Source organism: Micromonospora lutea, from assembly GCF_016863535.1.
GTDB lineage: Bacteria > Actinomycetota > Actinomycetes > Mycobacteriales > Micromonosporaceae > Micromonospora > Micromonospora lutea.
On record NZ_BOPB01000039.1, the window covers coordinates 1 to 22,543 of the forward strand.

The following is a 22,543-nucleotide window of genomic DNA, read 5'->3' on the forward strand; positions in this document are numbered from 1 at the left end:
ACGGCGGAAGTACGCCACGACGTCTGCTGCTCCGGCGCAGAGTCGGACCACGGCTCGCCCGTCCGATCGAGCACCTGGTCGACGACTGGCGACTGCGGCGCGGATTCGTCGAATCTGTCACCATGCCCGCCGGCACCTTCCTCGACCACGGAATCGAGGTCTGGCGAAGCGTTCCCGTCCGGCACCTGGTGCTGACCGATGTCGCCGGGCACGTTCCCGACATCGTCGCGTCGCCCCTGCTGGGGCAGCTGGTCGGACTGGACCTCGGCGGAAACCCCATCGGTGACGTCGGCGTGCGGCACCTCGCTGGTTCCGGTCGTCTGGGCCGGCTGCGCTGGCTCGGGTTGTCCGGTTGCGACATCGGTGCCGAGGGCGCCGAGGCGTTTGCCGCCAGCCGCAACCTCCCCTGTGTGCGCTACGTCCAGTTCGACCGCAACCGGGTCGACATCCTGCCGTACGGCATCGGCCAGGACATCGACGGGCGACCGATCGGGGTCGAGATGCCCGCCCTCGGGCAGCGTCTGCTCGACCGGTACGGACCGCTGCCCTGGCTCGACGTCCGCTGGGCTCGGGAGGGTCCCCCGAGATACCACGATGTCTGAGGTGTCCGGACCGGACCGGGGACCGGGCAGGGTCGGGCCGTCACTCGTGGCAGCCGGCGGTCCCGGTCGGTTGGCCTCGGCGATCCGTTGCGCGTGGAACCGGATGCTGGGCGCGATGCCCCGAGAATCAGCCGGCAGGGCCGCAGCCTGGCGGCGTATTGCATCCTCCACCGTCTCGTCGGCCCTGCTGATGACCGGGCCGGCCACGCTCGCCGCCCCGAGAATGCGCAGCTGACCGCTGCCGTCTCGCAGTCCCAGCACGTCGGAGGGTCCTACCGACCCGGTGGCCGGCCCCTCGATGGGAGCAAGGTCCATGTCGGGAATCAGGTTGGCGACGCCGCCCGGGAACTCGGCCGCCTGGCCGATCGAGAGCACCACCCGGTCGTACGCCTGTCGGCTGCCGTCGGTGAACTCCACCAGGAAGCCGCCGTCGACGGTGTGGCGGAGGCTGACGATTTCGCGGAGCGACCGGTCCACCTGGCTCTGCACCGTGTCGGCGTAGGCACCGACATCAGGCAGCGTGTTGCGCCGGTTGTAGCCACCTCCGAAACTGTGCCGCAGACGGGCCTGCGCATCCTGGGCCGGATCACCGGTGAGCTGGTCCGGTGGCGGGTCCATCGCTCGGGCCGACCAGTCCACGCTCGCGGCCGGCGACGCCACGGCCTGTTCGATGTCCCACGCGCCGGAGGCACCAGCACCGAAGACGAGCACCCGGTCCCCCGGGCGGTAGGCGTCGGCGAGGTTCTGTCCACCGAAGTCGACAGGTGTCGCAGCGGGCCGGGGATCACGGAAGGAGCCGTCCGGCGTAAAGCCCAGCCGGACCCCGACCTCGGCCGGGACGGCAGCGGGATCCACCGGCGCGCCGTCGGGGTCGAGGACCTGGCCGGTGGTGACGTCCACGGCGTACCCGGAGGCAGGGTCGACCACCAGCGGATCGGTGGGCCGCCCGGTCGAATCCGCCAGCAACGGCAGATCCGACCGGCCGGTGCCAGGACCACCGAGGACCGCCCGTACGGCCGGCGGGACGTTCTCCGGTGCCACCGGATTGCCGTCCGGGTCCTGGAACAGCGCCGTGTCACCGGTCCGGTCGACGCGGTAGCCGGTGCTCGGGTCGACGTAACTGCCGGTGGTGTCGGCCGGAACGCTCGGCACCCGGGAGGGACCCGGACCGCTGGCGATGTCCACGGAGGTGGTGTAGAAGTCCCGGCCGTTGACCGTCACGCGGAAGTTGGCACCGTCGGGCCAGCCCGTGGCGTCGGCCGGCCGGGGTGTGATCGAGGTCGCGGTCCCCTGGTAGGTCGGCATCCCGGTGAGCGCCCGCGCCGCACCCACCGCCTCGGCGAAGACGTCGGAGGGGGTGAACTGGGTGCCCTCCTCGGCCAGGTCGCCGGGCTGGAACGGCAGGCCGGGGATCTCCAGCTCCGACGGGACCTGCCCCATCAGCAGCGCCTGCCGTTCCGCCCACGGATCGTGCCCCTGGGAGATGCAGAGCACCGGCGGCAGGCCGTGGCCGGCGTCGGCAGCGGCCCCCATGGTGACGAAGTCGGCGGTCGCGGCCCAGCCACCACCGATGACAAGTCGGTCGAAGACGTGGTCGGGCGCCACGCCCAGGGTGGCGTCCACCCTGGCGGTCAGCGCGAGATCGGCCTGGTCGCGCAGTTCGGTGGCCTGCTGGGCCCAGGCGCGAGCCTCGGCGCGGACAGCCGACTGGGCGGCGCGGATGTCCGCCAACAGCTGCTGTCCGTCGCTTCTCGAGAGCCCGAGGAGACTTTCGACCTCGGTGGCGAGAGGACCCAGATGCTGATGGATCAGGTCGAAACGGGCCCGGGCGGCCTCCGGCCCGACGACGGGCGTGTTGCTGCCGAGCCCGTGTACGACGTGCGTCGGTTCCTGTTCAAGGAGGCCGGAGGCGACGAGCAGGCTCAGTGCTTCGGCGCGTAGCTGGGCGGCGCTTCGCGGATCCGTGGCGCTGGAGCTGTCGGCGAGCACCACTCGCAGCTCGGCCAGCTTGCCGATGTCCTGCGCGGTCAGTACGCGGGTGCCGTCGCCCTCCGGGCGGGCGCCCTCGGCGAGCGCGGTGGTCGCGTCGAACCGCAGCCCCTCGGCCCGTTGCTGGGCGATGGTGTCCACCTCGGCGAGCGCTGCCGCCACCGCCCGCCGGACGTGGTCCGGGTGGGCGCTCGTCGACACCTGCACGACGGCCCCGTCGGTGGTGTAACCGATGGTGGCGACCGGAACGACCGACGCGCCCACCGCAGCCGGGGTCAACTCGATGCGTACCGGATAGGGGCCGTCGAGGGTGTTCAGGGTGACCGTGGCGGCGGTCGGGTCGGCACTGGCGCCGTCGGGTAGTGGCCCTGCGGTCAGGGCCGCCTCGACGGCGATGGAGGTACGCCCGGGGTTGGGGTCGAGCAGTGCGCCGCCGAAGGTCGTACCGGCCGCTGCCTGCCGCAGGTCGGGGCCGTCCGGGTCGGCCACCGGCCCGGAGTTGCCCGGCGGCGGGCCGTCCACGCCTGGTGGCGCGGCGTCCCCGACCGTTCCGACCGGCGGTGTCAGGCCGTCGTTTCCTCCGTCGGCCAGACCTGTCGACCCATGATCCGGCCCTCCCTGCGGGCCTGCGTGTACTCCGTGATCAGCAGGGGCACCGGCAGACTCATCTGCGTGGTGATCACTCCCGTCTGGTCGATGATGTAGCTCCCGTGTCCCAGTTGCCTGCCCTCCGCCCGTTCCTGTGGTGACAGCTGCTCCTTCGCCAGCCAGCCGAACTCGAACGGATGCAGCTCGATCTCGTTCGCCGTGCCCAGCAGGCGTCTGATCAGCGTCAGCGCCTCGTCCTCCGTCATTCGAATCCCTCTCCGCCATGATCTCCATCGACCACAGCGCGTACGTCTGCGACAGGTACGTGGCCGGGGGCTGCGGCCATGTCGTCCCTCGTTGTGGATCCCACCAGACCGGACCGTCGGCGCCGTCCGGATACACCAGGACCAGAGCGTGAGAGTCCTGAACCTGTACGTGTCCCCGGTCGAGGACGAGTTCACCGGTGCGGGGATCCGTCCTCACCCATTCGGCCACGACGAGGGCCGCCGAACCCGGACCGGCCTCCGCGACACGCTGATGAAGCTGTGCGTACTGCTCGGCGACGGCTGCCGCGTGCTCGGCCGGTGTCGTGGGCAAGCCCTCCGGCCCGCCGGACCATTCGACGCCGAGCCATTGCTCAGCTCGGTCGAGGCCACTCGCCTCGCCCGTCACCGTCTCGATCGTGCCGTCCGGGCGGACATCCGGCCAGCGGGGGAAGGACACCCTGGGGTCACCGAAGAAGCTGGACAGCGCCGAGAGCGAAGCGTCCAGACAGTTGTTGGCGCGCCCCGGCTGGTCCGGCCCGCCGTCGTTGACCAACTGTCCGTACGGGTGGGTGGAGGGATCCGCGAAGAGCAGATACCCGTCCGGCGTACGCAGGCTCTGCTCCACGTCCCACTGGTATGCCGGATCCTCCAACGGTGCCAGCTCACCCGGCCCGAGGCGCCGGGTCTGCGCCAATCCGTGATCCGTGTCGAGCGGCACCGACGCGGGCGGGCCGCTGGGCGGCTCGGCGGTCAGACCGCCGAGCGGCAGATCTCCGTCAGCTCGTCCTCCGTCGGCAACGGCACCGTCGCGAAGTGCGCCACCTGGCGCTCGGCCGTCGCCCGGTCGACCTGCTGAATCTTGTGGCGCTCCGGATTCGCCCACAGGATCGCCGCCGCCACGTCCGGACGGAACGTCCACGTCCGCGTCGGCCGGTCCCAGATCACCGCCTGCGTCGGCCCGGTGCTGTCCGCCTCCGCGATCAGGTTGACCGGCGGGCCGTCCGGATCGTCCGGTCTCCGGAGGAGGAAGTATCCGAACGTCAGCGGTGCCATGCACGCCCCCCATCAGGTCAGGGTCCAGACCCGGCAGGTCGGACGCGGCCAATCCTCGCGCGGCGAGCACGTCGGCGAACGTCAGGCCCTGCTGCCCGAGCCAGTCCAGGTACGACTCCCGAATACTCGCCTGCCGAGGCGACGACATCCACTTCGCGAAGCTGGTGTCCTTCGGTGTGCCGAACCGGTCGCTGGCCATGCCCCCCGGCATGTTCGCCGCGATGCCGTTGGCCTTGTTGATCGCCAGGATGTCGAGGAACGCGTGTACGCGGGCGGCCGGCGACTGCGCCGGGTCGCGCATCACCTCGTACTGTTCGTGGGTCTGTTTGCCGACGTTGTAGCTGGTGCCGGTCGGGAACTGCAACTCGAAGGTACGCCCGGACGGTGCCGTCAGCGTGCAGTTCAGACCGAAGAACCGGTTCCCGGGGTGCCAGAAGTTCTTCAGGTCGGTGACCTGGTAACCCTGAGCCTCCAACGAGGTCAGCAGCGCATCCACCGCCGGCCCGTACGCCTCGGACTCCGGTCCTCGCACCGAGAAGCGCACCACGTCGTTGACGGTGTCCAGCGCCGAGCCGATGTCGTATCCGAGTGGTTCCAGCTCGGTGCGGTACTTGCGGGCCAGCGATTCGGCGCCCTTGACGCGGTGCTGCTCGCCGAGCGTGCTGAGCGCGTCCGCTCCGGTCAGGCCGAGCTGCGCGTTCACCTCGGCGTTGAGGTCGTGCAGGTCGGCCAGGATCTGGTCGGCTTCCGTCCGCGCCCCGGTCAGGGCGTCGAGCAGGGTGGCCCGGTCGGCGTCCGGAAGCCCGTCCAGGTAGGGACTTGCGTCAGGATCACTCTCCGGCGCGGCACCGGAATCGTTCAGTCCGTCAGATCCGGGGTCGGCCAGACCTGCCGGCCGGTGATCCGACCCTCCCGGCGGGCCGCCGCGTACCGTTTCATGATCAACGGTGGTGGCAGGCTGGGATGTACGGTCACCACTCCCGTCTGGTCGATGATGAAGACCCCCTGGCCCAGTTGTCGGCCCTGGGTCCGCTGCTGCGGGGAGAGGGTCTCCTGGGCTGCCCAGCCGAACTCGAACGGGAACACCGCCACCGGGTTGTCCGTTCCCAGCAGCCTGGTCATCAGTTGCCGGGCTTCCTCCCTGCTCATCGACATGGCCGGGCTGCACCTCCATCGACCACAGGTTGTGCGTCAGTTCAACATAGTCGCCGGGCAGTGGGTCGGTGGTGGTGCTGCCGAACTGCGGATCCCACCACACCGGCCCGTCCGCGCCCTCCGGGAAGACGAGCAGGAAGACGTGCTCACCGGCCGGCTGCGTGTTGCCCTCGGCGTCGAGCAGCGGGGCCCCGGTGTTCTCGTCGAACTGGATCCAGTCGACGGCGACGACCGCGGCCGCGCCCGGGCCGGCGTCACGGACCCGCTGATACAGCTGCTCATACTGGTCAGCCAGCGCGGCCGACCGCTCCGCGGGCGTACCCGGGAGGGCGTCGTTGTCGCCGTTCCACTCGCCACCGATCCAGCCTTCGATCCGGCCGAAGCCGTTCAGTTCGCCGAGCGTCGTCTCGATGGTTCCGTCGTCGAGCCGGTCCGGCCAGCGCGGATGCGACACCTGCGGATCGCCGTAGAAGCTGGCCAACGCCGCGAGGACCGTGTCGACACAGTTGTTGGCACGACCGGGCTGATCCGGCCCGCCGTCGTTGATCAGCTGACCGTACGGGTGGGTCGATGGGTCGGCGAAGACCTCGTACCCGTCCGGGGTTCGCAGGCTCGCTTCGACGTCGTCCTGGTACTGCGGATCCTCCAACGGTGCCAACTGCTCCGGCCCGACCTGGCGCGTGTCCGGCATCGGCCAGCCCTGCATGTCCGGCCAGACCGCCGAATCGGGGGTTCCCTCGGCGTCCGGACCCGGGTCGTCGACGCGGCTCAGGTCAGGATCGCCCTCCGGGTTCGGACTGCCCGGCGTCGAGTCGCTCGGATCGGTCGGTGTCGCGTCGGAACCGGTCGGTTCGGCAGGCGGTGCTTCCGGGTTGCTCGGGTCGGTCGGTGTTCCGTCGGAACCGGTCGGTTCGCCGGGCGTACGGTCGGGGTTGTTCGGGTCGGCGCCTGCGCCGGGACGGCCGGTTGGCTGGTCCCGACTGCCCGCCGGCACGTCCGCGGTCGAGGCCGGCGGGACCGGAGCCGGTGTGCTGGACTCGGGCGCCGCCTGGCCGATCGGATCACCCTCGGCATCCAGCACGATCGACCAGACGCCACCTGCTCGGTCGGCGTGCAGCGGATCGCTTTCGGAGATCAACTGGTTCTGGCCGTCAAGCCAAATGATGGTGCCATCCTGGTTGACCGCATTCCAGGTATGTGCGCCGGGTCCGTCGCCCCAACTGGTGACAATCAAAGCCGCAGATCCCGGACCTGCCACACGAAGTGCCTCGGCGACTGCGTCCAGTCCAGTTGTCCCGCTGCCTTGGTGGGTGAAGGGGGCTCCGAGTGCCCGCTCCTGCCGCGCAGTACTGCCAGTCTCGACCGTGGTGGAAGGCGCCGTCGGTGCGGCCACCTCTGGTCGACCGAACCAGGTGAACAGGACAGAAAGTCCCACATCGGCACAGTTGGTGTTTCGGCCTGGCACAGTGGGGCCGCCGTCATTGATCAGCCCCATCCACGGGCCACGTGGATCCGGATGCAACTCTGGCCGCCCGGTCGCGCGATCGCTTGGAACGGCATCTTCCAGCGCCTGCTGGTCGCTCGGGTCAGGCGGAATCAAACCCTCGGGTTGGCCGTAAGGGCGGTTGTCACTCAACAGTGGGCCCGTACCCACCCGGCCCGGTACTGATGGTTGGTAAACGCTTACGTCCCGTTCTGAGTCTGCAACAGGCTCAACATTGAACTCAGGCAAAAAGTGCGCACACGATCGGCACGGCGGGCGGTAGTGCCCGAGTTCATAGAGGACGCCGTCTGATCTAGCCGGCTTGATCTGGTGGGTGACGATTTTGGCGCCTTGCAGGGCGTCCCGAGCGTACTGCTCGAACGCGCCGGGTTCCCCTGCGTTGCGCCATTGCTGCTCAAGCAGGTAGAGCTGGTCGGAAACCAGGGCAACCTCGGCGCACTTGCCGTGCCCGCCGCCCACGCCGTCCACAAGGTTCGCCGCGATCCGGTCCAGGGCGGCCTGCGCAAGGGGATGCACCCGGGGCTGGGTGGGCGGTTTGGTGCCCTTGTCAGCGGTCATGCTGGTGTGCGTCGTGATGACGCCGTTGGGCATCAGCAACGCACCGGCCATACCGGGCTGCTTGCCCTTCGAGACTGTCCCTGCCTTCACCTCGCGCCGGACAGTCTCGGCCAGCGTCCGCGATGCCTCGATCAGCGCGCGTTCGGCTTCGGGGCCGTTCGGGTCGCCGTCCACCGACGTCGGATCCATCTGCCAGCTGTGGGTGCCCCGGCCGGTGGGTCCTTCCGACCGCTTGAGGGTCTGCGGGTCGACCGGGCCTGTCGCTGTCCCGGGACCGGGGGGCGTCGGATCACCCTGAAGGGTCCCGCTACTGGTTGGCACCGGGATCACGACCGGCCCGTCGACGGTCCGCTGAGCCGGATCGGTCGGCTGGGAGTTTGGACTCGTCTCCGGGGCGACGGTGGGAGCGGCGTCAGAGGAGGGAGTCGTCGGCTCGATTCCCGCCGTCTCTGCCGGTGCCGTCGGGGTAAGCGGATTGGCCGGCGTAGGTGTCGTGTCCGGCCGAGCGGTGGACGGCGTCGGTTGAGCCGGGGCGACCTGTTGGGCCGGCGTACCGGGCGGCTGGGTGGGCGCGGCCTGCTGGGTTGGTCCGACGGGCTGGGCCGGGGTGGTGGTGGCCGGGCCAGTAGCCGGCGCGAGCGAAATCGAGCCTGCCGTGTTCGCCGCAGCCGGATTGACCACCGGTCCGACGGGCGTACCCCGGCCGGGCGTCGGTTGCGTGTTGCCGGCGGGCTGCTGGCTGCTCGTGGTCGGTGTACCAGGCGTGGTCGGCGTACCCGTCGAGGCGGTGGGCGTGGTCGCCACCGGCGGGCCGGCCGTGGCGGGCGTAGCGGTGGTGGGGGTCGGGTTCGTCGCGGTGGTCGGGCCGGTGGGGGTGGCCGTGGCCGGCGGTGTCCCTACCACCGGAGCGGTGGCAGGCGTCGACACCGGAGTTGCGGCCGGCGTGCCGGGTAGCACGGTGGGTGGCACGTCCGTGCTGACGGACGGGTCTGTGGCGACCGGGCCGACAGCGGTGACGTCACCTACCGGGGTGTCGGTCACTGTTCGACCGGAGCCGGCCGAGACGTCGCCAGGCGGAGTGGCAGTGACGTCCGCCGGGGGACTCCCGACCTGCCCGTCGTCGGTCCGAACCGGCGTCTCGCTGGCCCTCCGGTCGCCGACACTGGTGGTGTCGGAGTCGGTTTGTGTGTGGGTCCGGTCGGTGGCAGATGATTCGGTGACCGACGCACCTCGGCCTTCCGGTGCCCCCTTCTGGTCGTTGGTGGCGTTGCCGCCCTCCACGTTGTCGGGCACGGCGGGGGAGGGGGCCGGTGTCGTGGCCGCCATGTCGGCGGGGACACTCACCGGGTTTCCGGTGGAGCCGTCGACGCGCGAGGTGTCGGCAGCATCGGCCACGTCCCCGGTCGGTGCAGCGGTGCCGTCGCTCGTCGGCGCTGCGGAACCATCCGCCGACGGGGGCGCGAGGCTGATCGAACCCGCTCCGTCGGTGGGGACCGTGCCGGTGCCACTCTGGGTTGTGCCACCGCCCGGGTCGGTCGCCCCGGCACCCGCGGTGCCGCCCGCTCCGTTGGAACTGCCGGCACCACCCGAATCGGACCCACCCGCGCCGGTCCCGGAGTTGGCACCGGAGGCGACCGAGCCACCGTCTGATGCCGAGCCGGTGCCGCCGCCGGCGGCGCCGGCACCAGACGCGGAGCCACCGCCGGTCGAGCCGGCACCGTTGGTCCCACCTGCGGTCGAGCCGGCTCCGTTGGTCCCACCGCCGGTCGAGCCGGCGCCAGCGCCGTTGGTGCCGCCCCCGAGGTCACCGAGGCCGTTCGCGCCTCCGACTCCCTGGCCCGGGTTGAGCCCACCGGCAGCGGGTCCGGCGCCGGGAGCGAGGTCGATTCCCATCCTGCCAAGGCCCGAGTTGGTGATCCGCGCAGCGAGATTGCCGGTGGCGCCGCCGGTCAGCGTGGCTCCGGTACGACCGGCACCGCTGGCGAAGCCGCCCAGGAACGCGTCCGCACCGGGCATGGCCCACTGCCCGTTGATCGTGCCGTTGGCGAGCACACTGGCTGCCGGCGAGATGACGGCGTTCTGGGCACCGGAGGCGAGGCTCGTGGTGCCCCAGCGGACCATGCCGCTGCCCCGGAAGGAAAGCTGTGATGGGCTGAACGAGAACGGCATGCGCGGGGCCACCCGCCGACCCGCCCAGTTCATGCCGGTGCCGAGCACCGCGCCGTAGGCCCCACCCACGCCAGCGGTGAGGGTCCGGTTGCCGTCCCACTGCCGGCGCTGGCCGGTGTGCATCTGGTACGCCTGGGCACCGACGTCGATGATCAGCTCTTCGCCGATTTCCTCCAGCAACTCACGGCCGAGGCGATTCAGGCCCTGCCGGAAGCCCTGGCTGGTGACCGTCTGGCCGATCCGGGTGCCCGCCGCCCGCAGAGCAGCCCGCATCCCCGCCCGAGTCAACAGTTGCCGACCCATCTGAGCGATCAACCGTCGGAAGGCGATCGTCACGGCCTGCCGGCCGCCAGCCAGGATGCCGGGGATGGCACCGGCGGACACTCCACCCAACCAGGCCATCAGGAGCGCGACGAAGACCGCGATGACCGTGATGATGACCGCGATGAACACGGTCAACTTGGCGTACTCGATCTCCAGGGCGGCCTGGTCGCATCCGGAGGCGTACGCGGCGGAGATCTCCTGGATCAGCGGCAGGCCCTTGTTCGGGTCTACGCCGATCTGATTCCACAACCCGCCGAACGCCTCGCCGGCACCGCCGCCCCAGCTCTGCAGGATTCTCATGACGGCCGGATCGGCCTGCCCGAGTGTTTCGCTGACCGTGTCGGCCAACGCCTGCCATGCGTCGGCCAACTCCCGCATCCGGTCCTCGTCGCCGCTGGGCCACGCCTCTCCGGCACTCACCCAGCAAATGGCGTCCCAGACCCATGCGTACTCGCCGAGCGAGTTCCTGGGATTGGGTATCGCCACCCCGAAAGCCCCTCTGTCCGATGTCGACCCGTAGCGGGTGAACTGCTACTTGTCGTCGCCGCCGAACAGCGTCTTGACCATGTCGTCGGTGTCGACGGTGCCTTCAACCGCTCCCTTGACGGTGGGCCCCAGCACCTCGACCAGCGGCACGAGATCAGCAGCCATGTCGAGGACCTGCTGCGCCGGCTGATCGCCACCCAGGTAGTTCTTGTTGAACTCGTTGCCTGGCTCGTCGTCGCCCCAAGGCTTGGCGCCGTTGAGAGTGTTGATGGTGGCCGCGACATTGCTCCACGTCAAAGCCAACCGAGCGCCGGCCGCGCCGAGTTCGTTGGCACCCTCCAGGGCAGCGTCGGGCTTGACGAAGGTTTCGCGTAGCTCGCTCACCGTTTCTCCTCCCCGGGCAGATCGCTGTCCAACTGACGGAAGATGCCGTCGAGGTCATGATCAATGTAGGCCTGGAACTGACTGTCCGGCACGAATGGCCGGACCAGCTTCTCGACCTCGGCCATGGCCTGCTCGGTCGCCCGCTGGATCGTCTCGGTGACCGTGGCGGAAAGCTCCTTCGAGTTGGGCCGACGGTAGATGCGCGGGTCGAACTCGACCTTCGTCACCTGGCCACGAGGACCGACCGTCACGGTGACCAGGCCGTCTTCGGAGGTGACCGTGGCCTTCACCGTCTTGAGCTGCTGTTGCAGGTCGCCGACGCCGGAGCGCATCCGCTCGAACTGCGCCATCAGCTCGTCGGCACGGGCGCGCAGCGCCTGTACGTCCATGGCGTGTTCCTCCCCGCGCAGGTCCCATCCGCCGCCCACGCCCGGGCGTGACAACTCGACCATACTGAATGGGCACGACATCGGTGTGCCCGGTCTGGAGACCACCCGCCGCTAGGATTCAGCGGGGCCGGGTGACGGGGAGGCGTGCAGACATGTTCCGGGACCGTCCTGTCGCGACGTTCGTGCTGCTGGGAACGCTGATGGCCACGGCATTGGTGATTCCCGCCGCAGCTCAGGCAGCTGCCGCACCGGCGATTTGCACCAATCCGAGCGATCCGGGAGAGGTCAACACCGAGACGCCCTGGCATCAGCGGTGGCTCGCCCCGCAGCGGGTGTGGCCGTTCAGCACCGGCGCGGGCGTGCGGGTCGCGGTTGTCGACTCCGGCACCGACAGCAGCCACCCCCAGTTGACCGATCGGGTGACCACCGGCTTCGACGCCTTGCGCGGCACTCCCGGCGGCGACGTGGACTGCGTATCCCACGGCACCGCCGTGGCCAGCATCATCGCCGCCCGCCGGCAGGACGGAGTGGGCTTCCACGGCCTGGCACCGGATGTCACGATCGTGCCGATCCGGGTCAGTGAACGTAACGCCAACGACGGCCCGGGTGCTGGCGGTGACACCGTCACCGGAGCGGTCTTCGCCCAAGCCATCCGGCGCGCGGTCGACGATGGCGCAGACGTGATCAACTTGTCGGTGACGCTCTACTACCCGGACCAGGATGTGGAGCAGGCGGTCCGTTACGCGGTGGAGAAGGACGTCGTGCTGGTCGCCGCCGCCGGCAACCAGCATCAGGACGGTGCCCGCCCCGATCCGGTGCCCTATCCCGCAGCCTACGACGGTGTGATCGGCGTGGGCGCCATCGACCAGTACGGTGCCCGGATCCGGCAGTCCCAGATCGGGCCGTACGTGGACATCAGCGCCCCGGGCGGGGCGGTGGTCGCCGCGACTCGGCTGGTCGGGCACAACACCTACGACGGAACCAGTTTCGCCGCCCCGATGGTGAGTGCGACCGCCGCGCTGATCCGCGCGGCGGAGCCCAACCTGTCGGCCCGGGCGGTTGCCAAACGGATCCTGGCCACCGCCGATCCGGCCCGAGGCGACGCCGCCCGCGGCTACGGCAGCGGGGTGGTCAACCCGTATCGGGCGGTCACTGAGCGGCTGGCCAACGGGACTCCGGTGGCCCAGCCTCCGCTACCCGACAGGCCGTACGACGCAGCGGCACAGGCCCGCGCGGAGCGTTGGGCGCTGTTCGGCCGGTTGGCCCTCTGGATCGGCCTCGCGCTGGCTGCGGTCGCGGTCGCGGTCGCGGCGTTGGCCGCGCTGCTGCCGCGCGGCCGGCGCACCCGGTGGCGGCCCACCCGCCCATCGACGCCGCCGCCAATCGAGCCTGAGATCGACGAACCCGAGGAAATCTTCTTTCGGGTACCGAATTCGACGCCACGCGGTTGACGGCGGCGTCGACGCCAGTCGTCGAACGGCGACCGCTGCTCGCGGCACAGACAGTGATGGCCCGGCACAGGCCGGGCCATCGGTGCTGGGGCTGGGTTTCAGCCGCCGAACTTCGCGCGGTTGGCCGCCTCGCGGGCCTGCATCTTCCCGGCCGACTCGCGCAACGCCTTCTCGATCCGACCGAGCAGGTCACGAAGGTCGTTGGCAGCCGACTCCCACTCGCTCTGCCGCTGGAAGTACGCCTCCCGGGCGTCACCGTCCCAGGTGGCCAGCAGCGGTGCGATGCCGGACTTGAGCCCGTCCAGCTCTCCGGTCATGTTCCGGACCGCACCGCTGCAGCTGTCCGCTGCGGCGTTCAAGCCGGCGAAGTTGTACCGAATCTCCGTCATGAGTCTTCTCCCCCGTCAGAGCTTCAGCGCCGCGGTGATCTGGCCGGCGGTGGCACCCGCGCTGTCCATGTCGGCCCGAATCTCCTCGTCACTGACGTCGTAGTCCTTACCGGCGGACCCGACCGCCTCGGCGATCGCCCGCAGCGCGACGTTGAGTCGGGCCATGTCCTGGTCGAACCGCTCACGCACCTGGTGGAAGGAACCGGCACCAGCGCCCTTCCACTGGTCGTACAGCGGCGCGAGCTGGTCCATCAGCGAGTTGAGGTTGCCGGTGAGCCGATCGGCGACGGCATCGACGTCACCTTCGGTCTTCAGCATCAAGCCGGTGTCGGTGTTCATCGACATGGCGGAAGTCACCCCCGTCCTCAATTGATTGCCCCGATTCACCGGGGCGCTTGTCAGCGGTGCTCGCGCACCATCGTCGTACGAACGGTAACCGGTCGTGTCCAGCATGCGCTAGACCGTCACTGGTGCCGCATTTCCATTGTGGCTGGTCAGATTACTCCGGGTCGAGCGCGAGTTTCGCCGTCGTCGGATCGAGTACCGGGCCTGCGGGCAGGCGGACCACCAGACTGGCGGGCAACCGCACCGGTTGCACACCTGGGTAGCCGAGGATGGCGGGTACGCCCTCGGAAGCCAGCGGGTAGCGGTGGCCCAGATCGGTGACCAGGTTGAGGGTCCCCGCCTCTTGGTCGGGGGAGGAGACCGCAGCGACCAGGACGCCGTGACCCGGCTCGATGACGACCCGATCGGCCAACGGGATGCCGTCACCGGTCTGCTCGCCGGTGCGTACCGGTTCCCGCACCGGTTGGACCTGCGCGTCGAGCAGCAGTGTCGGCTCGTCCGCTCCGGGTTGGTAGGCCGCGCAGATCGCCGGCTGGTCACCGGTCAACCGCGCGATCTCCGGCCGCTGCTCCGGTGCGCGATGCCGCCCCTGGGCCGGCGCGGACGCCTTGGGCGCTGCGGCGGCGGCACCGGCGGCCAGTTCGATCGGGTAGGGCCTCGCCTCTCCCGGGTACGCCAACTGCGTCTCCCCGTCGGCCATCACCACATCCGCCTGAAGCGGGGTGATCGGCATCAACCTCGTCCGTTCGGCGAGGTAGTACTGGCGACTGCCACCCTGACTCTCCACGACGAAGACCTGACCGACGCGAGCGTCCGGCAACGCGGTCGAAGGCGTCCCCCGGTCGGCCACCCGTCGGGGCGCGATCGGCTCTCCGGCGGGCAGCGCGTTCAGCCACGCGCCACCGACCTCCACCACCGGCTCGGCGCTCATGGTGAGGCCCTCCAGCACGATCTTCTCACTGCGGATCTCGTACCGGTGGTCCCGCCAGATCAGGTGCAACCGGTCGGTCTTGCGGTCCCGAACCAGCAGCGCGCTGTCGCCCGGCTCCCGTCCGCCACCGGGCGGCCGCCCGACGGTGAGCACCGTGGTGGCGACGATCCCGCCGGCCGCGTTGCGCGCCGGCTGGGTGCAGAGAGTCCAGGGACCGTTCAGGATGCGGCCAACCGGCGGCAGCGCATCAGGAGCGAACGGAATGCCGATGCGAGGGCCGCGTGGGGTGCCGACCAGCGAGTTCCGGGAAACCGAGATGGTCGGCGCCGCTGTCTCCATGGCCAGCAGGGCGGAGGCGTAGTTGAGCACCGGGTGCAGTCGACCCTCCCGGTAGAGGTAGCGGGTGCCGGTCTCCTTTTCCAGAATGACCGCACCGCCCTCCTTCCACTTGGTGGCGCCGCCGGGGCGCAGCAGGCCGTACACCCCCACTGCGGCCAGGCAGAGCACGGCCACCATGACACTGGCGAAGCCGGCACCACCCAGCCTGCGAAACGGCGCAGCCTCCGGATCGGGCTCGCGCGCCACCAGTGCGGAGGTCATCCGCTGGACGAAGAACTGGTACGACTGGACCTGGTCCCGCCGCGACGGCATGGCACCCCTCCCCTGGCGTACGCCGGCACGGTCACGAACGCCGGACCGCGGTGCCTACCATAGGCACGGCGTCGAGCCGCCCGGTGCCCGCATCCGGCGTTGGCCGGCGAACCCGACGACCGTAGGCCGAGGAGTCCTTCGATGATCAGCCGTGACGAGGCCCTGGCCATCGCCCGCGAGTGGGCAGAAGAGCGCCGGACCACCCTCGACGTGACCCTGTTCGAATTCGACCTCGGCTACGTCGCCTGTCTCGTCGAACCGGTCGCCGCCGCGACCGACGGTCCACCCCTGCCGCCCCCGTCCACCGGCTATCCCCGGGCAGTCATCGACCGGGAGAGCGGCGAGGTCTCCCAGTGGCCCTCACTGCCGTGGCAGACCATCGCCGAGCGGTACGCGCAGCGCAGGGCCGCCGAGGGACGCTTCCCGCCCGACGTCAGATACGTCCTGGAGCAGGCCGGCTGGTTTCCCGGCCGCGATTTCAGCGCAGCCGTCGACCATTGGATGGTCCGCTTCGCCGACGAGCTGGCCGGGCTGGAATGCCCTCCGGTCGTACGCGCCGCGCTGGTGGAGTTCGGTAGTCTGCGGCTGCCGCAATTCGGTCGGAGCGGGCGCTTGGGCGGCGGCTTCATGAGCTTCATCCACCCCACTCGGGGTGGTGTGGTCACGGAGGCCGCCCGCGACTTCATCGAGGAGTTCGACAACCCGGTCTACCCGATCGGCAACAACGAGGACGGGCCCTCCGAACTGGTCGCCGATGCACAGGGACGTGTCTTCATGCTGCACTGGGCCGACGACTTCTACGTCGGACCGGACATCGACTCCGCCATCATCAAGTTGATTCGAGGAGGCCCGATGGCCGAGGCCAGCGATCGCGACTGGTGAGCCTGACCGCCGACATTGCAGTCACCCAGCCCGGCGTCGGCGAATGCGTACGGCCCGAGGAGCCCTTCGATGATCAGCCGTGACGAGGCCCTGGCCATCGCCCGCGAGTGGGCCAGTGCGGGCAGACCCGGGCCGGCACCCGACATTGAACTGTACGAGTTCGACCTCGGCTGCGTCGCCTGGCGCGTCCTTCCCAAGCCTGCCGTGGTCAACGGTGTACCCATGCCGCCACCATCGACGGGGTACCCCACGGCGGTCATCGACCGGGAGACCGGTGAGGTGTCCCAGTGGCCGTCACTGTCCGCAGCCATGGTGGCCGAAAAGTACGCAATGTATCGCGCAGCTGTGGGACGCTTTCCTCCTGACGTACGCCAGGTGCTGGACCGGGCCGGCTGGTTTCCCGGCCGCGATTTCAGCGCGGGCGTGAACCACTGGATGGTCCGCTTCGCCGACGAACTAACCGGGCTCGAGTGCCCTCCGGTCGTACGCGCCGCGCTGGTGGAGTTTGGTGGCCTTCAGCTGCCGCAATTCGGTCGGAGCGGGCGCTTAGGCGGCGGCTTCATGAGCTTCATCCACCCCACAGTGGGCGGCGTAGTCACGGAAGCCGCCCGCGAATTCATCGAAGAATTCGACAACCCGGTCTACCCGATCGGCAACAACGAGGACGGGCCGTCCGAACTGGTCGCCGACGCACAGGGACGTGTCTTCATGCTCCACTGGGCCGACGACTTCTACGTCGGACCGGACATCGACACCGCCATCGTCAACCTGATCCGGGGTAACGAGATGTCCGAGGCCAGCGACCGCGACTGGTGAGGGGATACCTCAGCCGTTGAGGGCGCGCATGAAGGCGTACAGGCCGAGCACGCTGCACGCGACCGGCACCACGGCCAGTTGCAGCAGGATGTCGAACATGTCGCCGAGCCGGGCCAGTCGGGGCGATGGCGGACGTCGACTGTAGGCGAGCCCGGCTGCGGCCGACAGTCCGGCCGCGACCAGCGCCACCGGCAGCACGGCCAGCAGCCGCGCTGCGGTCGACGCGTCGGTCGCGCCGACCAGGGGTAGCAGACCCAGGCCCACCAGACCGACGGCGAGCATCGGCACCCGGTGCCGGACCGTCGACACCAGTCGGGCCCGCAGCAGGTAGCCCAGTGAGATGATGCCGGCGAGCAGCAGCGCGGAAAGCGTGCCGGTCGCGGTGAGGACGATCAGGCCGGCAATGGTGACGACGAACGCCCCGAAGACCATGCCGGTGAAGACCTCGTCGGCTCGCGCGGTGGCCTGGTAGATCACTTCCCGCTTCGGCTGCGGTTCGTCGCGCAGCAGGTCGGCGGCGGTACGCGGCAGCGCCGGCATCGGCATCTTCCCGAGCCGTACGGAGAGCAGCGGCATCGCTGGCAGCAGCAACGCCACCGCACTGACCACGATCGCAGTGCCCTGTGCGGCGTCCATGGAGCCGAGGGCGATCAAGCCGCCGACCATGCCCCAGAAGCCGACGAAGACCGCGGCCACGAAGACCCTCGTCGCGTCGCCCACACCGAGCAGCCCGAGCAACCCGGAGAGCAGCAACACGGCGGAGCCGAGCAGCACGTGCGGGGCACCGAGCGCCCAGACCGATTCGCCGGTACCGATCACCAGCACGCCGCCGACGAAGGCGTAGGGCAGGCCGGCGGCGGCGACGACCGCACCGGCGAGGGAATCGGCCATCGCCCGGGAGAGCACGATCCCGCAGACCAACAGCAGGACGGCAGCGCCGAGGGCGGCCGCACCACCGAGCCAGCCGGGCTGCTCGGAAGTCACGATCACGACGAGACCGAGCAGGAGCAGCACGCCGGCCACGATCAGGCCGGTCAGGCGGGTCGCGAACGGGCTCCAGACCACCCCGCGGCGTCGGGCGCCGTCGGCGACGGCCTCCATCAGGTCGTCGTACGCCAACTCCGGCCACTCGGTACGCCGCGGCACCAGGTGCAGCGTCTCGCCGTCACGAACATTCTGTGCGGCCAGCGTACGGGTCAGGTCGACCGCGCTGCCGTCGCTGCGTCGCAGCATCCAGCCACCGTGACCGGTGCCGTCCGAGGGTTCCTCGTCGGCCTGCCGCAGCACGGCGGGGAGCAGCCCGACGAGGGGCAGGTGCTCGGGCAGGGCGAGGTCCAACCGTCGGTTGGGAGCGACGACGGCAATGCGCGCGAGTCCGGTTCCGGCCTGGGTGACCACTAACGACCCCTCGGTACGAGGAGCGGGCCGACGGCCCGCGGCTGTCCTGACGGGCAAAGGCTACCTACCATGTGCCGGTGACGCGGGGGGCGGTTCACCGCGGCGCACCAGACCCAGGAGAGACGACGGAGGTCTGTCACGTGAGCACGGTGGTCGTCAAGCGACCCGCCCGCCAGCCGGAGCCGGAGTATCCCTCCGGCGAGGTGCTGCTGGACGCGCCGCCCGAGGTGCCCGCACCGAGCGGCAAGGCGTGGGGGCAGATGCTGATGCTGCTGCCGATGCTCGCTGGCTCGTTCGCCATGGCCCTGATGTTCGCCGGTCGGGGTGGTTCGACCCTCGGCTACGTCACTGGCGGCCTGTTCGGACTCTCGGCCATCGGGATGCTCGGGTCTCAACTGGCCAACAATTCCGGTGGACCGGGCAAGCAGGAGATGCTGCAGAAGCGCCGGGAGTACATGACGCACCTGTCGCGCCAGCGACGTCGCGTACTCAAGACGATCCGCAAGCAGCGGGAGGCCGCCTTCTACCGGCATCCGGACCCTGACGTTCTCTGGTCCCTCCCGCTGGGGGCACGGCTGTGGGAGCGTCGCCGTGGCGACGTGGATTTCGCCACCGTACGCATCGGCCTGGGGCCGCAGGAACTGGCGACTCCGCTGGTGCCGCCGCCGGCCACGTCGCTGGAGAAGCTGGAGCCGATGTGCGCGCTCGCACTACGCCGGTTCCTCACCACCTACGGCGAGGTGCCGGACCTGCCGGTGACCATGGCCCTGAACGGGTTCGCCCGCGTGCACCTGCGCGGTGACACCGACACCGCCCGGGGCATGGTCCGGGCGGTGCTCGCCCAGGCCGCCGCGTTCCACGCCCCTGACGACATGCTCGTCGCGATCTGCGTGGCACCGGATCGGCGGGCCGACTGGGAATGGACGAAGTGGCTGCCGCACGCCCTGCACCCGTCACGCACCGACGCGCTCGGCCAGATGCGCCTGGTGGCACCCTCGGTGACCGGCCTCGAGGCGATGCTCGACGACGTGCTGGCCAGTCGGCCGCGTTTCAACGCCAGCGGCGGTACGCCGCAGGTCGCCGGGCCGCACGTGCTGGTGGTCATCGACGGTGGCGACACCGCCGGCTCGGACCACCTGATGACCGAGGGCGGAGTGGAGGGGGTCACCCTGCTCGACCTGTCCACGCCGGCGCCGCGCCTGCTCGATCGGGCGCGGCTGGTGCTGGAGGTAACGGCGGACCGTCAGTTGCACAGCATCACTGTGGATGGCCCGGCAGAGATCGGCCGGGCCGACGACTGCCGGGTGGTCGAGCTTGAGGCGTTGGCCATGCAGTTGGCCCCACTACGCCTGTCCGCCGCGTCGAGGGGCAGCGGCGACACTCCGCTGACCACCGAGTTGGGCCTGGCCGAGCTGCTCGACATCGGCGACCCGTACGAGTTCGACGTGGATCAGGCGTGGCAGCCGCGTCCCAACCGCGACAAGCTGCGGGTGCCGATCGGGGTGGGTGCCGACGGCGGGCCGGTGGAGCTGGACCTCAAGGAGTCCGCGCAGGACGGCATGGGGCCGCACGGGCTCCTCATCGGCGCGACCGGTTCCGGCAAGTCCGAGCTGCTACGCACCCTGGTGCTGGCGTTGGCGGCCACGCACTCGTCGGAGAGCCTCAACTTCGTGCTGGTCGACTTCAAGGGTGGTGCGACCTTCACCCGCCTGGACGGCCTGCCGCACACCAGTGCGGTGATCACCAACCTGGCCGACGAACTGCCCCTGGTGGACCGGATGACCGACTCCATCAACGGTGAGCTGGTCCGTCGACAGGAACTGCTCCGGGCGGCCGGCAACTACGCCTCGCAGCGTGACTACGAGAAGGCCCGGGCAGCGGGCGCACCCCTGTCTCCGCTGCCGAGTCTGCTCATCATCTGTGACGAGTTCTCCGAGCTGCTGACCGCGAAGCCCGACTTCATCGACATGTTCGTGCAGATCGGCCGGGTCGGTCGATCGCTCGGCGTGCATCTGTTGCTGGCCAGTCAGCGTTTGGAGGAGGGGCGGCTGCGGGGGCTGGACACCCATCTGTCGTACCGGATCGGTCTGCGGACCTTCTCCGCGATGGAGTCCCGGGTGGTGCTCGGAGCCACCGACGCGTACGAGTTGCCCCGGTCGCCGGGCCACGGATACCTGCGTTTCGGCACCGAGCCGTTGATCCGGTTCAAGGCCGCCTACGTTTCCGGCACCTATCGCAGCAAGACCGCGGCAGCGGTCGCGGCCGGCGACGGCGAGGACCGGGTCCGCGAGTACACCACCACCTACGTCGCCCCGCCGGTCACCCGTACGCCCAAGGAGGAGATCGCTCCGGAGCCAACCGACGGGGTGGGTGAGAGTGTGCTGGACATTCTGGTCGGTCGACTCACCGGTCGGGGCAAACCCGCGCATCAGGTGTGGCTTCCCCCGCTGGCCGAACCGCCGACGCTGGATCAGCTGCTGCCGCCGATGACCGCCGATCCAGCCCGTGGCGTCACCGTCGCGCACGCCGGACTGCTGGGCGAGTTGCAGGTGGCGGTCGGCATTGTCGACAAGCCTTTCGAGCAGCGCCGCGACGTACTCTGGTTCGACCTCGCCGGCTCGGCCGGCCACGCGGTCATTGTCGGCGGTCCGCAGAGCGGCAAGAGCACCCTGCTGCGGACGATGGTCACGTCGCTGGCGCTGACCCACACTCCACGCGAGGCCCAGGTCTACTGCCTTGACCTGGGCAGCAGCGCGCTGTCGTCGCTGCGCGACCTGCCGCACGTGGGTTCGGTGGCGACCCGTCTCGACGCCGGTCTGGTGCGGCGTACCGTCGCCGAGCTGCAGTTGCTGATGGGCGAGCGGGAGCGGCGGTTCGCCGAGCGCGGCGTGGACTCGATGGCCGAGTACCGGCGTGCCCGACGGCATGGTCAGCACGACGACGACCCGTTCGGTGACGTTTTTCTGATCATCGACGGGTGGGCGACGTTGCGGGCGGAGTTCGAGGATCTGGAACCGACGGTCAACGACATCGCCAACCGGGGGTTGTCCTTCGGCATCCACCTGATCGTGGCCGCGAGTCGCTGGATGGACCTGCGGCCGGCCGTACGGGATGTCTTCGGCACCCGGCTGGAGTTGCGACTGGCCGACGCCAGCGACTCCAACCTGGACCGACGGGCGGCGATGAACGTGCCGGAGAAGTCGCCGGGTCGGGGCATCACGCCGGACGGGCAGCAGTTCCTGGCGGCGCTTCCGCGAGCGGACAGTGCGCAGGAGACGGAGAGCCTCCCCGAGGGCGCCCGGAAGCTGGTCACCGACCTGGCCGCCGCCTGGCAGGGGCCGGGAGCACCGCCGATCCGGTTGCTGCCGCCCGTGGTGCCGTACGGCAGCCTGCCGGCCACCGGTCGTCCGGGCATCCCGATCGGTATCGCCGAGGTGGATCTTCAGCCGGTGCAGGTGGACTTCGCCGCCGACCCGCACTTCATCCTGTTCGGCGACGGCGAGTCGGGCAAGAGCACCTTCCTGCGCGCCCTGGCGCAGACGATCGTCGACCGTCACGAGCTGACCGAGGCCCGGCTGGTCCTCGTCGACTACCGGCGTAGCCTGCTCGGCGACATCGACACACCGCACCTGATCGGGTACGGCTCGACCGCACAGGTCACCGAGAGCATCATCTCCGAGGTGGCCACGGTGATGCGCGACCGGCTACCCCCGCCGGACATCAACGCCGAGCGGTTGCGGGCGCGCGACTGGTGGAAGGGTCCTGACCTGTACGTGCTGGTCGACGATTACGACCTGGTGGCCGGTGCCGGCAGCAACCCGCTGACGCCGCTGTTGGAGTTCCTGCCCCAGGCTCGGGACATCGGTTTGCACGTGGTCATCGCCCGGCGTACCGGCGGTGCCAGTCGGGCGCTCTACGAGCCGGTGCTGATGCGGCTTCGGGAGATCAGCACTCCGGGCATCGTGATGTCCGGCAACCGGGACGAAGGGGTGCTGCTCGGGACCGTCCGACCCGGGCCGCTGCCACCGGGCCGGGGCTGGCTGGTGTCGCGGCGTGGCGGTACCCGTTTGGTGCAGCTGGTGCATCTTCCGCCGCGCTCCTGAAGCCCGGTACGGGGTTGCCCGATCAGGCTAGTGTCGGCCAGAGTGGACTTACGGTGCGCGACTGCATGACCCCCGACAGGTCGGAGATGGAAGCAGCCGCGCCGGCATCG

Annotated in this window: 12 protein-coding genes and 1 pseudogene; 5 read left to right on the forward strand and 8 right to left on the reverse strand. The window is 70.1% G+C overall.

The features are described from left to right. The first annotated feature begins 122 nt into the window (after positions 1 to 122). Positions 123 to 602 carry a hypothetical protein gene (locus Vlu01_RS28040; protein ID WP_373307520.1) on the forward strand — a complete coding sequence of 160 codons (480 nt, stop codon included), beginning with the start codon at positions 123 to 125 and terminating at the stop codon, positions 600 to 602. A gap of 2,552 nt (positions 603 to 3,154) precedes the next feature. Here the strand turns inward: Vlu01_RS28040 and Vlu01_RS28110 are convergent. The 4 genes and pseudogenes from Vlu01_RS28110 to Vlu01_RS26700 all read right to left on the reverse strand — a co-directional run bounded on the left by Vlu01_RS28110 (position 3,155) and on the right by Vlu01_RS26700 (position 11,467). After that, complete coding sequence (locus Vlu01_RS28110) at positions 3,155 to 3,445, reverse strand: SUKH-4 family immunity protein (protein ID WP_505841234.1); 291 nt, start codon at positions 3,443 to 3,445, stop codon at positions 3,155 to 3,157. Between the two features lie 142 nt (positions 3,446 to 3,587). Next, positions 3,588 to 10,694 (reverse strand): annotated as a pseudogene (locus Vlu01_RS26690) (toxin glutamine deamidase domain-containing protein); the annotation flags it as partial. A gap of 45 nt (positions 10,695 to 10,739) precedes the next feature. Beyond that, positions 10,740 to 11,078: a hypothetical protein gene (locus tag Vlu01_RS26695; RefSeq protein WP_204004735.1), complete on the reverse strand. Its 339-nt coding sequence runs from the start codon at positions 11,076 to 11,078 to the stop codon at positions 10,740 to 10,742. Further along, entirely contained in the window at positions 11,075 to 11,467 is a 393-nt protein-coding gene (locus tag Vlu01_RS26700) for a YbaB/EbfC family nucleoid-associated protein (protein ID WP_204004738.1), read from the reverse strand. The genes Vlu01_RS26695 and Vlu01_RS26700 overlap by 4 nt, the downstream gene beginning before the upstream one ends. A 152-nt stretch (positions 11,468 to 11,619) precedes the next feature. On the opposite strand from Vlu01_RS26700, the gene mycP reads away from it, so the two are divergent. Beyond that, complete coding sequence (gene mycP / locus Vlu01_RS26705) at positions 11,620 to 12,918, forward strand: type VII secretion-associated serine protease mycosin (protein WP_239096147.1); 1,299 nt, start codon at positions 11,620 to 11,622, stop codon at positions 12,916 to 12,918. 98 nt (positions 12,919 to 13,016) lie between these two features. On the opposite strand, the gene Vlu01_RS26710 is transcribed toward mycP, so the two are convergent. The 3 genes from Vlu01_RS26710 to eccB all read right to left on the reverse strand — a co-directional run bounded on the left by Vlu01_RS26710 (position 13,017) and on the right by eccB (position 15,234). Beyond that, positions 13,017 to 13,307, reverse strand: coding sequence for a WXG100 family type VII secretion target (locus Vlu01_RS26710; protein ID WP_204004741.1), 291 nt, complete (start codon positions 13,305 to 13,307; stop codon positions 13,017 to 13,019). A gap of 15 nt (positions 13,308 to 13,322) precedes the next feature. Next, a complete protein-coding gene (locus tag Vlu01_RS26715; protein WP_155221728.1) occupies positions 13,323 to 13,652 on the reverse strand; it encodes a WXG100 family type VII secretion target in 330 nt (109 codons plus the stop codon). A gap of 154 nt (positions 13,653 to 13,806) precedes the next feature. Continuing rightward, complete coding sequence (gene eccB / locus Vlu01_RS26720; protein ID WP_204004743.1) at positions 13,807 to 15,234, reverse strand: type VII secretion protein EccB; 1,428 nt, start codon at positions 15,232 to 15,234, stop codon at positions 13,807 to 13,809. 141 nt (positions 15,235 to 15,375) lie between these two features. Between eccB and Vlu01_RS26725 the strand changes: the two genes are divergently transcribed. Next, positions 15,376 to 16,116 (forward strand): SUKH-3 domain-containing protein, encoded by a 741-nt coding sequence (locus Vlu01_RS26725; protein ID WP_204004745.1) that lies wholly within the window; start codon positions 15,376 to 15,378, stop codon positions 16,114 to 16,116. A 69-nt stretch (positions 16,117 to 16,185) separates the two neighbouring features. Then, on the forward strand, positions 16,186 to 16,932 hold the full coding sequence (locus Vlu01_RS26730; protein ID WP_204004747.1) for an SUKH-3 domain-containing protein: 747 nt from the start codon (positions 16,186 to 16,188) through the stop codon (positions 16,930 to 16,932). A 9-nt stretch (positions 16,933 to 16,941) separates the two neighbouring features. Here Vlu01_RS26730 and eccD read toward each other — a convergent pair whose 3' ends face one another. Then, positions 16,942 to 18,330: a type VII secretion integral membrane protein EccD gene (eccD, locus tag Vlu01_RS26735; protein ID WP_204004749.1), complete on the reverse strand. Its 1,389-nt coding sequence runs from the start codon at positions 18,328 to 18,330 to the stop codon at positions 16,942 to 16,944. Positions 18,331 to 18,470: 140 nt separating this feature from the next. On the opposite strand from eccD, the gene eccCa reads away from it, so the two are divergent. Next, positions 18,471 to 22,433 (forward strand): type VII secretion protein EccCa, encoded by a 3,963-nt coding sequence (gene eccCa, locus Vlu01_RS26740; protein ID WP_204004751.1) that lies wholly within the window; start codon positions 18,471 to 18,473, stop codon positions 22,431 to 22,433. Positions 22,434 to 22,543: the final 110 nt, after the last annotated feature.

Coding starts and splice junctions, on each gene's coding strand:
- Vlu01_RS26700 (WP_204004738.1), bottom strand. CDS start 11,467: ATGGACGTACAGGCGCTGCGCGCCCGTGCCGACGAGCTGATGGCGCAG.
- Vlu01_RS28040 (WP_373307520.1), top strand. CDS start 123: ATGCCCGCCGGCACCTTCCTCGACCACGGAATCGAGGTCTGGCGAAGC.
- Vlu01_RS28110 (WP_505841234.1), bottom strand. CDS start 3,445: ATGACGGAGGACGAGGCGCTGACGCTGATCAGACGCCTGCTGGGCACG.
- mycP (WP_239096147.1), top strand. CDS start 11,620: ATGTTCCGGGACCGTCCTGTCGCGACGTTCGTGCTGCTGGGAACGCTG.
- Vlu01_RS26725 (WP_204004745.1), top strand. CDS start 15,376: ATGATCAGCCGTGACGAGGCCCTGGCCATCGCCCGCGAGTGGGCAGAA.
- eccB (WP_204004743.1), bottom strand. CDS start 15,234: ATGCCGTCGCGGCGGGACCAGGTCCAGTCGTACCAGTTCTTCGTCCAG.
- Vlu01_RS26730 (WP_204004747.1), top strand. CDS start 16,186: ATGATCAGCCGTGACGAGGCCCTGGCCATCGCCCGCGAGTGGGCCAGT.
- Vlu01_RS26715 (WP_155221728.1), bottom strand. CDS start 13,652: ATGTCGATGAACACCGACACCGGCTTGATGCTGAAGACCGAAGGTGAC.
- Vlu01_RS26710 (WP_204004741.1), bottom strand. CDS start 13,307: ATGACGGAGATTCGGTACAACTTCGCCGGCTTGAACGCCGCAGCGGAC.